The 12002-nt window shown below is 67.8% G+C and carries 13 protein-coding genes and 1 pseudogene; 7 read left to right on the forward strand and 7 right to left on the reverse strand.

Going from position 1 to position 12002, the window contains the following annotated elements; all coding sequences use genetic code 11:
* The 4 genes from A5744_RS06925 to A5744_RS06940 form a co-directional block, all read right to left on the reverse strand.
* The coding region (locus tag A5744_RS06925) for a DUF222 domain-containing protein (protein WP_139331267.1) at positions 1-336 on the reverse strand (336 nt) is incomplete at its 3' end.
* Between the two features lie 74 nt (positions 337-410).
* Positions 411-1499 (reverse strand): adenosine deaminase, encoded by a 1089-nt coding sequence (locus A5744_RS06930; RefSeq protein ID WP_076059571.1) that lies wholly within the window; start codon positions 1497-1499, stop codon positions 411-413.
* Entirely contained in the window at positions 1496-2797 is a 1302-nt protein-coding gene (locus A5744_RS06935) for a thymidine phosphorylase (RefSeq protein WP_076059572.1), read from the reverse strand. Before A5744_RS06935 ends, A5744_RS06930 begins: the two co-directional genes overlap by 4 nt.
* Complete coding sequence (locus A5744_RS06940; RefSeq protein WP_076059573.1) at positions 2794-3192, reverse strand: cytidine deaminase; 399 nt, start codon at positions 3190-3192, stop codon at positions 2794-2796. Before A5744_RS06940 ends, A5744_RS06935 begins: the two co-directional genes overlap by 4 nt.
* Positions 3193-3458: 266 nt before the next feature.
* On the opposite strand from A5744_RS06940, the gene sdhC reads away from it, so the two are divergent.
* From sdhC to A5744_RS06960, 4 genes are read left to right on the forward strand one after another with little or no spacing between them, the layout of a single operon-like run.
* Positions 3459-3797, forward strand: a complete 339-nt coding sequence (gene sdhC, locus A5744_RS06945; protein ID WP_240562991.1) for a succinate dehydrogenase, cytochrome b556 subunit — start codon at positions 3459-3461, stop codon at positions 3795-3797.
* Positions 3794-4264 (forward strand): succinate dehydrogenase hydrophobic membrane anchor subunit, encoded by a 471-nt coding sequence (locus A5744_RS06950; RefSeq protein WP_076059574.1) that lies wholly within the window; start codon positions 3794-3796, stop codon positions 4262-4264. The genes sdhC and A5744_RS06950 overlap by 4 nt, the downstream gene beginning before the upstream one ends.
* Positions 4265-4267: 3 nt before the next feature.
* Positions 4268-6022, forward strand: coding sequence for a succinate dehydrogenase flavoprotein subunit (gene sdhA / locus A5744_RS06955; protein ID WP_076059575.1), 1755 nt, complete (start codon positions 4268-4270; stop codon positions 6020-6022).
* Positions 6022-6819, forward strand: a complete 798-nt coding sequence (locus A5744_RS06960; RefSeq protein WP_076059577.1) for a succinate dehydrogenase iron-sulfur subunit — start codon at positions 6022-6024, stop codon at positions 6817-6819. Before sdhA ends, A5744_RS06960 begins: the two co-directional genes overlap by 1 nt.
* Before the next feature lie 12 nt (positions 6820-6831).
* Here A5744_RS06960 and A5744_RS06965 read toward each other — a convergent pair whose 3' ends face one another.
* Positions 6832-7896, reverse strand: a complete 1065-nt coding sequence (locus A5744_RS06965; protein ID WP_076059579.1) for a GGDEF domain-containing protein — start codon at positions 7894-7896, stop codon at positions 6832-6834.
* Between the two features lie 119 nt (positions 7897-8015).
* On the opposite strand from A5744_RS06965, the pseudogene A5744_RS06970 reads away from it, so the two are divergent.
* The 3 genes and pseudogenes from A5744_RS06970 to A5744_RS06980 form a co-directional block, all read left to right on the forward strand.
* Positions 8016-8657: pseudogene (locus A5744_RS06970) on the forward strand (carboxymuconolactone decarboxylase family protein); the annotation flags it as partial.
* 9 nt (positions 8658-8666) lie between these two features.
* Positions 8667-9422, forward strand: coding sequence for a helix-turn-helix transcriptional regulator (locus tag A5744_RS06975; protein WP_076059583.1), 756 nt, complete (start codon positions 8667-8669; stop codon positions 9420-9422).
* Positions 9423-9469: 47 nt separating this feature from the next.
* On the forward strand, positions 9470-10555 hold the full coding sequence (locus A5744_RS06980; RefSeq protein WP_076059585.1) for an alpha/beta hydrolase: 1086 nt from the start codon (positions 9470-9472) through the stop codon (positions 10553-10555).
* Here A5744_RS06980 and A5744_RS06985 read toward each other — a convergent pair.
* Both A5744_RS06985 and A5744_RS06990 read right to left on the reverse strand, forming a co-directional pair.
* The gene (locus A5744_RS06985; RefSeq protein ID WP_076059587.1) at positions 10522-11016 is read right to left on the reverse strand and encodes a PPOX class F420-dependent oxidoreductase; all 495 of its coding nucleotides are present in this window, start codon (positions 11014-11016) and stop codon (positions 10522-10524) included. The genes A5744_RS06980 and A5744_RS06985 overlap by 34 nt on opposite strands.
* Before the next feature lie 34 nt (positions 11017-11050).
* Positions 11051-11974: a sigma-70 family RNA polymerase sigma factor gene (locus A5744_RS06990; protein ID WP_076059589.1), complete on the reverse strand. Its 924-nt coding sequence runs from the start codon at positions 11972-11974 to the stop codon at positions 11051-11053.
* Between the last annotated feature and the right edge of the window lie 28 nt (positions 11975-12002).

The following is a 12002-nucleotide window of genomic DNA, read 5'->3' on the forward strand; positions in this document are numbered from 1 at the left end:
GCCCCGCGCTGCGATGACGCCCACCCGATCCAGCGACAGCCAGCCCTCCCGCATGCCCTGGGCACACCGCGGGAACTCCTCCAGCCGGGCCGCGATGGTAGCGATCGTGTGGGCAGTGGCCGGTGAGCAGCCCGTCTTCCAGGCCACCAACGCCGGCACCGAGCGCGCCCCGGTGGCTCCCCACAGCCGGTCGCGATCAATCTCGGCGACGATGTCCACGATGCGCCCATCAATCGCATTGCGCTGACCGGACAACTCCGCCAACTCCTCAAAGAGCACCCCCAGGCGCTCGGCAGGACTCAACCCCACCGAGGCAAGCGATGCGGTCGAAGACATGACCACATCATCACAAAGGGGTACGACAAATCCCGGCCACCCAAACCGAACTTGATGGCGCCGAGCCAGCTGGCCTAGCCGATCAACACCGCGTAGCGCGGCTTGATCACCTCGTCGATGATGGCCAGGCGTTCGTCGAACGGAATGAACGCCGACTTCATCGCATTGATGGTGAACCGCTCGAGGTCGCTCCATCCGTAGCCGAAAGCCTCCACCAGGCGGTGCATTTCCAGGCTCATGGAGGTATCGCTCATCAGCCGGTTGTCGGTGTTGACGGTCACCCGGAACCGGGATCGGGCCAGCAGATCGAACGGGTGGTCCGCGATGCTCTTGGCCGCGCCGGTCTGCACGTTCGAGCTGGGGCACAGCTCGAGCGGAATTCGCTTGTCCCGCAGGATCGATGCCAGCCTGCCCAACCGCACACCACCGTCTTCCAAGACATCGATGTCGTCGACGATCCGCACCCCATGGCCCAGCCGGTCCGCCCCGCAGAACGCGATCGCCTCGTGGATGGACGGCAACCCAAAGGCCTCACCGGCGTGAATGGTGAAGCGCGCGTTGTGATCTCGCATGTATTCGAACGCATCCAGGTGTCGCGACGGCGGGTTGCCGGCCTCCGCCCCGGCGATGTCGAACCCGACCACGCCCTTGTCCCGGAAGCGGATCGCCAGCTCGGCGATCTCCCGTGAAACCGCGGCATGCCGCATGGCGGTGACCAAGAGCCGCACGACAATTGGACGCCCCGCGGCGGCGCAGGCATTCTCCCCGTCGGCGAAACCCGCGAGCACGGCGTCGACGATCTCGTCGAAAGACAGCCCGCGGTCGATGTGCAGCTCGGGCGCGAACCGCACCTCGGCGTAAACCACCGAATCGGCAGCCAGGTCCTCCACACACTCGTAGGCCACCCGATGCAGCGATTCGGCCGTCTGCATCACCGCGACGGTGTGCGAGAACGGCTCCAGGTAGCGCTCCAGCGAACCGCTGTGCGACCGGGTGCGAAACCAGGTGGCCAGCTCCTCGACGTCGGTGGCGGGCAGCCCGTCGTAGCCGGTCTGGCCCGCGATCTCCAGCACGGTCGACGGGCGCAGCCCACCGTCGAGGTGATCGTGCAGCAGGGCCTTCGGCGCTTTTTCGATCTGCCGCAGATCCAGAAGTGTGGTCACGTGGCGATCCGATCGATGATCAGCGGCCGCGGCGCGGGCGGTGTGTCTTCGACGCTCCACGCGCCGTCCAGCTCGGCCATCGCGGCGCCGACGCGTTCGGGCGTGTCGGTGTGGAGGGTGAACAACGGGTCACCGGCCACCACCGGTTCGCCGGGACGGCGGTGGATCTTCACGCCGGCGCCGAATTGCACCCGTTCGCCCGGGCGGGATCTGCCCGCACCGAGCCGCCATGCCGCCAGCCCCACTGCCATCGCGTCGATATCGCCCATTGTGCCGCCCCGGGTGGCGGTCACGGTCTCGGACAGCGCACCGATCGGCAACGGTATCGACAAATCGCCGCCCTGGGCGGCGACGAGCCGGCGAAATCGGTCCATCGCGGTGCCGTCGCGCAGCGTGTCGGCGGGGTCGGCGCCGTCGATCCCGGCGAGTTCGAGCATTTCGCCGGCCAGCCGCAGCGTCAGCTCCACCACGTCGGGCGGCCCGCCGCCGGCCAGGACTTCCAGGGACTCGGCGACCTCGAGCGCGTTGCCGACGGCCGCGCCGAGCGGAGCGTTCATGTCGGTCAGCAGCGCGCGCGTGGGCACCCCGTGCGCGGCGCCCAACTCGATCATGATGTGCGCCAGCTCGCGGGAAGCCGCCTCCGACGTCAGCAACGCCCCCGCGCCGACCTTCACGTCGAGCACCAGCGCGCCCGCGCCCTCGGCCAGCTTCTTGCTCATCACCGAGCTGGCGATCAGGGGCAGCGACTCGACGGTGCCGGTGACATCACGCAGCGCGTACAGCTTGGCGTCCGCGGGCGCCAGCTCGCCCGCGGCGAAGATCGCCGCGCCCACATCGACGAGCTGTTCGCGGACCCGCCCGTTGGACAGCTGGGCGGTGAATCCGGCGATGGATTCCAGTTTGTCCAGGGTGCCGCCGGTGTGCCCGAGCCCCCGGCCCGACGCCTGCGGCACCGCCGCCCCGCACGCGGCGACGACGGGCAGCAGCGGCAGGGTGATCTTGTCCCCGACCCCGCCGGTGGAGTGCTTGTCCACGGTGGGCAGCGGCCGTCCGTCGCGCCGCAGATCGCTGAAGTCCAACCGCTCACCGGACGCCAGCATCGCCGCCGTCCACTCGGCGATCTCGCCGCGGTCCATGCCGCGCAACACGATCGCCATCAGCAGCGCCGCCATCTGCTCGTCGGCGACGCTGCCGTCGGTGTAGGCGTCGACGACCCACGCGATGGCGGCGTCGGACAACCTGCCGCCGTCGCGCTTGGTCTTGATCACCGTCGGCGCGTCGAATGCGAAATCGGTCAAGAACGTTCCCGGGGGACCTCGGCGCCGAACGCGTCGGGCAGCAGCTCGTCGAGCCGGCGGGGCCCGGCCGGATGGTCGATCAGCAACTCCGGACCACCGTGCTCCAGCAGCACCTGACGGCATCGCCCGCACGGCATCAGCGAGGATCCCTGCCCGTCCACGCACGCCAGCGCGATCAGCCGGCCCCCGCCGGTGGAATGCAGGGCGCACACCACACCGCACTCGGCGCAGAGACCAAGGCCATATGAGACGTTCTCCACATTGCAACCGGTGACGACGCGGCCATCGTCGACCAGTGCGGCGGCACCTACCTTGAACCGCGAGTACGGCGCATAGGCTCCCGCAGCCGCCTGGATCGCGTTGTCCCGCAGCATATTCCAATCGACATCTGGCATTTCGCAACCCCCGTTCACCGATGGGCTGACTTGTTGGGCCGGCTCAAGCAGCCACCCTAACTCCGATGCGACACGGCGTCTTGGCCGGACCGATCTCCTACCGCGGCCCATCGTTGCGGGGCTAAGCTCGGTTGCCCGGCTTGTTGACGAAGGCGGTGAGAACTTCAGTGAGCACACAGGCGACAACCGCGGATCCGGCCGTACCGGCGTCGACACCCTCGCGCAAGCGGCGGCCGCCGCGAACCCTGTATCGGGGGGATCCCGGCATGTGGTCGTGGGTGCTGCATCGCATCACCGGTGCCACGATCTTCTTCTTCTTGTTCGTGCATGTTTTGGACACCGCCCTGGTCCGGGTCAGCCCGCAGGCCTACAACGAGGTGATCGCGACCTATAAGACCCCGATCGTGGGCCTGATGGAATTCGGCCTGGTCGCCGCCGTAGCGTTCCACGGCCTGAATGGGATCCGGGTGATCCTGATCGACTTCTGGTCGCAGGGCCCCCGCTACCAGCGTGTGATGTTCTGGATCGTCTGCGTCGTCTTCCTGCTGCTCATGGTTCCGGTGGGGGTAGTGCTGGGCATCCACATGTGGGAGCACTTCCGATGAGCAGCCCCGACCTTCAGCTCGGCCGGGGCGAGGTCGCCCCGGTACACCAGCGCAGCCACGACCGTCCGGCGAGCCTGGACAATCCGCGCTCGCCGCGGCGTCGCGCCGGCATACCCAACTTCGAGAAGTTCGCGTGGCTGTTCATGCGGTTCTCCGGCGTCGCGCTGGTCTTCCTGGCCATCGGGCACCTGTTCATCATGCTGATGTGGGACAACGGGGTATACCGCATCGACTTCAACTACGTGGCCCAGCGGTGGGCGTCACCGTTCTGGCAGTTCTGGGACCTGGCGCTGTTGTGGCTGGCGCAGCTGCACGGCGGCAACGGCCTGCGCACCATCATCGACGACTACAGCCGCACGGACCGCACCCGATTCTGGCTCAACAGCCTGCTGCTGCTGTCGATGGGATTCACTTTGGTGCTGGGCACCTACGTCCTGATGACGTTCGACCCGAATATCGGAGGCTGACCGGTGATCCAGCAACACCGATACGAAGTGGTGATCGTCGGCGCGGGCGGGGCGGGAATGCGGGCCGCCGTCGAGGCCGGCCCCCGCGTGCGTACCGCGGTGCTCACCAAGCTCTACCCCACCCGCAGCCACACAGGGGCCGCCCAGGGCGGCATGTGCGCCGCGCTGGCCAACGTCGAGGACGACAACTGGGAATGGCACACCTTCGACACCGTCAAGGGTGGCGACTACCTCGCCGACCAGGACGCCGTGGAGATCATGTGCAAGGAAGCCATCGACGCGGTGCTCGACCTGGAGAAGATGGGGATGCCGTTCAACCGCACCCCCGAGGGCCGCATCGACCAGCGCCGCTTCGGCGGGCACACCCGCGACCACGGCAAGGCACCCGTACGCCGGGCCTGCTACGCCGCCGACCGCACCGGCCACATGATCCTGCAGACGCTCTACCAAAACTGCGTCAAGCACGACGTGGAGTTTTTCAACGAGTTCTACGCGCTCGACCTGGCTTTGACGCAGACCCCGAGCGGTCCGGTGGCCACCGGGGTCATCGCCTACGAGCTGGCCACCGGCAACATCCACGTCTTCCACGCCAAGGCCGTCGTGATCGCCACCGGCGGTTCGGGCCGCATGTACAAAACCACGTCCAACGCGCACACGCTGACCGGCGACGGCATCGGCATCGTCTTCCGCAAGGGACTTCCGTTGGAGGACATGGAGTTTCACCAGTTCCACCCGACCGGGCTCGCCGGCCTGGGCATCCTGATCTCCGAAGCGGTGCGCGGCGAGGGCGGCCGGCTGCTCAACGGCGAGGGCGAGCGCTTCATGGAGCGCTACGCCCCGACCATCGTCGACCTGGCGCCCCGCGACATCGTCGCCCGCTCGATGGTGTTGGAGGTGCTCGAGGGTCGCGGTGCCGGGCCGCACAAGGACTACGTCTACATCGACGTGCGCCACCTCGGCGAGGATGTGCTCGAGGCCAAGCTGCCCGACATCACCGAGTTCGCCCGCACCTACCTGGGTGTGGACCCGGTGCACGAGCTGGTCCCGGTCTATCCGACCTGTCACTATCTGATGGGCGGCATCCCGACCACAGTCACCGGACAGGTGTTGCGGGACAACACTTCCACCGTCCCGGGCCTGTACGCGGCCGGCGAGTGCGCGTGCGTGTCGGTGCACGGCGCCAACCGGCTGGGCACCAATTCGCTGCTGGACATCAACGTGTTCGGGCGCCGGGCCGGCATCGCGGCGGCGGGATACGCCCGGGGCCACGACTTCGTCGACATGCCGCCGACGCCGGAGGCGATGGTCGTCGGGTGGGTGGCCGACATCCTCTCCGAGCACGGCAACGAGCGCGTCGCCGACATCCGCGGTTCCCTGCAGCAGACGATGGACAACAATGCCGCGGTGTTCCGCACCGAGGAGACGCTCAAGCAGGCGCTGACCGACATCCACGCTTTGAAAGAGCGATACTCCCGAATCACCGTGCACGACAAGGGCAAGCGCTACAACAGCGACCTGTTGGAGGCCATCGAGCTGGGCTTCCTCCTGGAGCTGGCCGAAGTCACCGTCGTGGGCGCCCTGAATCGCAAGGAGTCCCGCGGCGGGCATGCCCGCGAGGACTATCCGAACCGCGACGACGTCAACTACATGCGGCACACCATGGCCTACAAGCAGGGCACCGACTTGCTGAGCGACGTCGCGCTGGACTTCAAGCCGGTGGTGCAGACCCGCTACGAACCGAAGGAGCGGAAGTACTGATGGCCTTGGAACCAGGAGAGGACGCCGAAACTTTGGACCCGCCGCTGCCGCCGGTTCCGGACGGCGCGGTGCTGGTGACCGTCAAGATCGCCCGGTTCAATCCCGACCAACCGGACGCCTTCGCGAAAACCGGTGGGTGGCAAAGCTTTCGGGTGCCCTGCCTGCCCAGTGACCGGCTGCTCAATCTGCTGATCTACATCAAGAGCTACCTCGACGGGACGCTGACCTTCCGGCGATCGTGCGCGCACGGGGTGTGCGGGTCGGACGCCATGCGCATCAACGGCGTCAACCGGCTGGCGTGCAAGGTGCTGATGCGCGACCTGTTACCCAAGAAGCCCGGCAAGTCTTTGACCATCACGGTCGAACCGATCCGCGGGCTGCCGGTGGAGAAGGACCTCGTCGTCGACATGGAGCCGTTCTTCGACGCCTACCGCGCCGTGAAGCCGTACCTGATCACCACCGGCAATCCCCCGACGCGCGAACGCATCCAGAGCCCCACCGACCGCGCCCGCTACGACGACACCACCAAGTGCATCCTGTGCGCGTGCTGCACCACCAGCTGCCCGATCTTCTGGCACGAGGGCAGCTACTACGGCCCGGCCGCGATCGTCAACGCGCACCGCTTCATCTTCGACAGCCGCGACGAGGCCGCCGCCGAGCGCCTCGACATCCTCAACGAGGTCGACGGCGTGTGGCGGTGCCGCACCACGTTCAACTGCACCGAATCCTGCCCGCGGGGCATCGAGGTGACCAAGGCGATCCAGGAGGTCAAGCGCGCGCTGATGTTCACGCGCTGATATCTGCACGGGTCAACAAAGTTCGTGGTGATTACTTTGGTTGCCCCCCAACCGTTTAGCCTGATACATCGCGGCATCGGAGGCCGTGATCAACTCCTCTAGAACTGACTGCGGCTCGGTTGCGGCGTCGTCGAGGCGGGCGCACGCGGTGCCGACGCTGGCGGTGACTCCCGCGGCCGAGATCGCGATGGCCCGGCACGCGCGCGCGGCCAACGACTCTGCGTTGCAGGTCGAAGACGTGCCGGCGACGAGAAATTCCTCACCACCGCTCCGGGCCACCACCGCTTGATTGTCGGCGGCGGCCAACAGCGCCCGCGCGACCTGGACCAGTGCGCGATCGCCCGCCGCGTGGCCGCACCTGTCGTTGACGGATTTGAAGTTGTCGAGATCGATCAACATGACCACGAGGTGGGAGTCGATGCCGCGTCGGGCCAAGATCATTCCCAGCGCCTCGTGCTGAAATGCGCGCCGATTGAGCAGGCCAGTCAACGGATCGCGGTCGGCAGTCAGCAGATCTCCCGCCAAAGCGCGCACCAGGATGCGAATGGCGAGTGGTAGGGCGATGTTGACCTCGATCACCAGCCAGAGGTCCACCCCCGCCAGGCTGGGGTGTCCAGATCTCGCCAACGACACCGCCTCCCAGGAGCCGACGGCGGCGGCAACCGCGAAGTTGTACAGCACCAATCCCGTGGTGTGAAAGAACGCCATGTAGGCGCCGAAGGTCGCGAATGCTATGCACCCGATCAGCGCGGCGAGCGGGTTCGGGTGTGCCAGGCACGCCAAGGCGACGGCGGTGTTGCACGTGATGGCGAATGCGATTGACTGCCTGCGCGTCGGCCACCGCCAAACCCACAGCAACACGCCCGCTACCCCGCCGGCGACGGCAACCCATGTCATCGCCACCGGCACCGGTCCGCGGGGACCGTCCGAACTGGCCAGCAGTGCGAGCAGGCACAACACCATCGACGTCGCAATGAACGCCATCACGGCCCGAGTGGCGCCTCCGATGCCCCGCGACGCGAGGTAGCCGGAGAGCCAGTCGTACTGGTCGGCCCGCCGGCTAAACAGCGCAGTCATCGTTGACTCCCAATCGCCACCACTGGCCATCGATGCCGAGAGGCTAGCCGCATGTTACGGCTGTCTCGCGGCCCGCGAGGCAGAAGGCGCGAAGTCGCCCCTCGCGCTGACCGCCGCGCTCGTCACACATTGTCGACCTGTCTCGTCTGAGGGGTATGACACAGAAAACACGTATCGAGCCCCTGCCCCCCAAGCGCGCCGGATTGCTGACCCGCGCGATGTACCGGGTCGCCAAGCGGCGCTACGGCCAAGTTCCCGAACCGTTCGCCGTGTCCGCGCATCATCGCAAACTGATGATCGCCGGCGCCGTCCACGAGACCATGGTCGAGCGGGCGTCGAAGACGCTTCCGGTCAGCGTGCGTGAGCTCGCGGTGTTGTGGACCGCGCGCGCCATCGGCTGCTCCTGGTGCGTCGACTTCGGGTCGATGCTGCAGCGCTTGGACGGCCTGGACATGGAGCGGCTCAAGGACATCGACAACTACGCCACCTCACCGGCATTCACCGACGACGAGCGCGCCGCCATCGCCTACGCCGACGCGATAACCACGGATCCGCACACCGTCACCGACGAGCAGGTCGCCGACCTGCGGGCCCGCTTCGGCGACGCGGGGGTGTTCGAGCTGACCTATCAGATCGGGCTCGAGAACATGCGGGCCCGGGTGAACTCCGCCCTGGGCATCACCGAGCAGGGCTTCAATTCCGGTGACGCCTGCCGTGTTCCGTGGGCGGACGTCACGAGCCAGGCAGCACGACGGGGCTAAAGTGGCGGCATGCGCGTCTGGGATGTGCAGCCGGGGCGGCTCATCGCGGGCGGCGGATTCTCCGACCTTGCCGTCCACCACCATCCCGCGGTTCAGGTCACAGTCGGTACGCAGGGCCCCGTTACGGTCACGCGCGACGGCGATGCGCGGGACGTGTGCCGGCTGGTCGTCGTCGCCAGCGGAGCACGCCACGCCGTCCGGTCGGATTCGGCATCGGGGGCGCTGACGCTGTATTTCGGGTTGCAGACACCGCAGGGTTTTGCGCTGAACACGTTGGGCCACAGCCGCGGTCGGCGCGGAGTCTGGATCGTCGGCGACGGGCAGCGATTGGCCGAGATGACCGCGGCGTCGCTGGATGCCGATGGCCCACGGGCCGGAGCGGACGTACTCGTCGACGAGCTGTGCGGCACGGACGACCGGCGCCCGGGCGAACCCCGGTCCGTTCACCCGCAGTTGCGACGGGCGATGGACGTCGTGTCCAGCCGGGTTCCCGCCCACATCGATGTGGCCTCGGTCGCGGATGCCGTTGCGCTGTCGCCCGATTACCTCGGGCGGCTATGCCGACAACAGACCGGCGTCTCGTTCTCGGCCACGATCCGTTGGCAGCGGCTGGTGACCGCCGTCGGCCACCTCCTCGACGGGCGCTCCGTGACCGATGCCGCCCACCTGGCCGGATTCGCCGACGGCTCGCACGCCAACAAGGTGTGCTGGGAGATGACCGGCGCGGCCCCGCGTGCCTTCGCGCAAGCGGTTCGCGAAGTCTGACGGATCCGTACAAGCGTCCCCGGTCGGATTGCCCCACGCTTGATCTCATGGCAGCACCGCTAGGTACCCACGCGAAGGCGGCCGTCATCCGGGCCCTCTTCGCGGCGCCCCGGCCGGTCCGACGATTGTTGGCCGGCCCTCCGCTCCGCATCGACGGCCAGGAACTCACCCTCGACGCGCAATTGATGATCCGGCTCAAAAACCTCTCGGGTTCCGACGTTTTCACCGACCCCGTCGAAAAGGCCCGCGCGCGCTATGACCAACTCTCGCGGCTCATCGGCTACGCATCACCCATACCGGTGGCGACGCGGGAAATCACCATCCCCGCCGAGCGCGGCGGCGTCCCGGCCACCCTGTACGCGCCGGGGGACGTGCCCGAGCCGTCGGGGCTGCTGGTGTACTTCCACGGCGGCGGCTTCTCCGTCGGCTCACGGCTGAGCCACGACCCCGTCGCCCGGTACCTGGCGAGCCACGCCGGCGTGCGCGTGCTGTCCGTCGAGTACCGGCGTGCGCCCGAGCACCGGTTCCCCGCAGCCCTCGACGACGCCGTCGCCGCGTTCGAGCACGCGCACCGCCACGCTACGGATCTGGGAGCGGATCCCGGCCGCATCGCGGTCGGGGGCGACAGCGCCGGAGGCAATCTCGCCGCCGTCACCGCGCAGCAGGCGGTGCGGCGGGGCGGTCCGGTGCCGGCGTTTCAGCTACTGATGTATCCGCCGACTGACCTCAGCACGCGCCGTCCGTCGCGCGACCTGTTCGCCCGCGGCTCCACCTTCACCGACGCGAACCTCGAGTGGGCACTGGCCAACTACGTGCCGCCGGGAACCGATCGCGGCGATCCGCGATTGTCACCGTTGCACGGAGACGTCACCGGCCTGCCGCCCGCCTATATCGCCAGCGCCGGTTTCGATCCGATCCGCGACGACGGCGAGGCATACGCGAAAACGCTGCGCGCCAACGGAATCCCGGTTGCCTTCACATGTCAGGCTGACCTGCCCCATGCGTACCTCAACTTCGTCGGCCTCGGCGGCCGCTTCGCCGAAGCCGCCAGTGAGGCGGCCGGTGCGCTGCGGGTCGGGCTGGAAACCATGCGCTCCAATCAAGCCTCGGGCGCCGGCGCGATCTCGATGTAGGTGGTCGGGATGTCGAACGCCGCGCTGCCCTTGTCCAGGCTGCGCTCGAACAACTTCATCGGCAGGCTCCAGTTTGCCGCGATCACCTTGTCCGCGTGCGCATGTTCGGACTCGGAAAGGATCCTGGCCACCCCGGCAACCGCTTGACCTTTCGGCTTGCCGCGAAAACTGCTCGGCACCACCACGACGCGCGGATTGTTCTTGATGCGCTTGACCTTTCCGGTGGAGCCATCCGTGCGCACGTAGATCTTCCCGTCGGCGACACCGTGATTGATCGGGCTCGGCATCGCCTCGCCGGAACGCCTGAACGTCACCAACAGGATTTGCCGCGTCTTCTCGAAACCGGTGAAGTCCTTACCTTGCGGAGTCCTGGCGCCGACGTCGAACGCGCTGCGGTGCCGCATCTTGTCCATTCCGCGGAACATCAACTTGCCCATCGCCTCGGCGACGCCGCCGGCCATCTACCCTCTCCAATCCGCGCTTGACTCGACTGACTTACGACCGCTCGCGCCGCAGCGGAGAGCCGGTGAACTTGTCGGGGTTGGCGATATCCCATAGGGCGCAGACCTTTCCGTCGCGTACCGTCATCGCCATCACCCTCGGACACATCTCGCGGTAGCCGTCGCCGGCCGGGAAGCCGGACGTGTAAATGCCGAGCTCGCCGTTGACCAGCCCCAGTTGATAGGCCGTGTAAAAATCGGGGCCGTAGCGGCGGGCCAGGCCGAGCATGAACCGGACCACCTTGTCCGGCCCCTGGATGACCTGAACTGCCGTGGGCGCCTTGCCATTCGAATCGCCGGTGAAAGTCACGTCGGGATGCAGCAGCGCCACCACGGCCTCCACGTCACCGGCGGACATGGCGGCCATCAGCCGGCCAACCACTTCGTTGTGCGACGGGTCGGGCTCCGGCGGTGGTTCGACGGCGACGGCCTTGCGGGCCCGCGACGCCAGCTGCCGGGCGGCGGCCTCGTTGATCCCCAGCACCTCGGCCACTTCCGCGAAGGGCATGGCGAACCCGTCGTGCAACACGAATGCGACCCGCTGATCGGGCGTGAGCCGCTCGAGCACCACCATCGCCGCGAACCGGGCATCCTCGGTGGCCACCACCGCGGCCAGCGGATCGGGCTCTTGCGCATCCACGAGACCGGTGACCACCGGCTCGGGCAGCCAATTGCCGGTGTAGGTCTCGCGGCGATGCGCGGCCGACCGCAGCCTGTCCAGGCCGAGCCGGCTCACCACGGTCGTCAGCCACGCGCGCAGGTCGGTGATCGCGCCCGCGGTCTCGGCGGAATCCCAGCGCAACCAGGCGTCCTGGACGATGTCCTCCGCGTCGGCCACCGTTCCCGTCAGCCGGTAGGCGACCGACAGGAGATGCGGCCGCAGCTCTTCGAACTCGCTGACCTGCTGCGCTGCGGTCATATCGCGAGCCTAGCGTTACGCTCGCGGC

Source organism: Mycobacterium sp. IS-1264, assembly GCF_001954195.1.
Taxonomy (GTDB): domain Bacteria; phylum Actinomycetota; class Actinomycetes; order Mycobacteriales; family Mycobacteriaceae; genus Mycobacterium.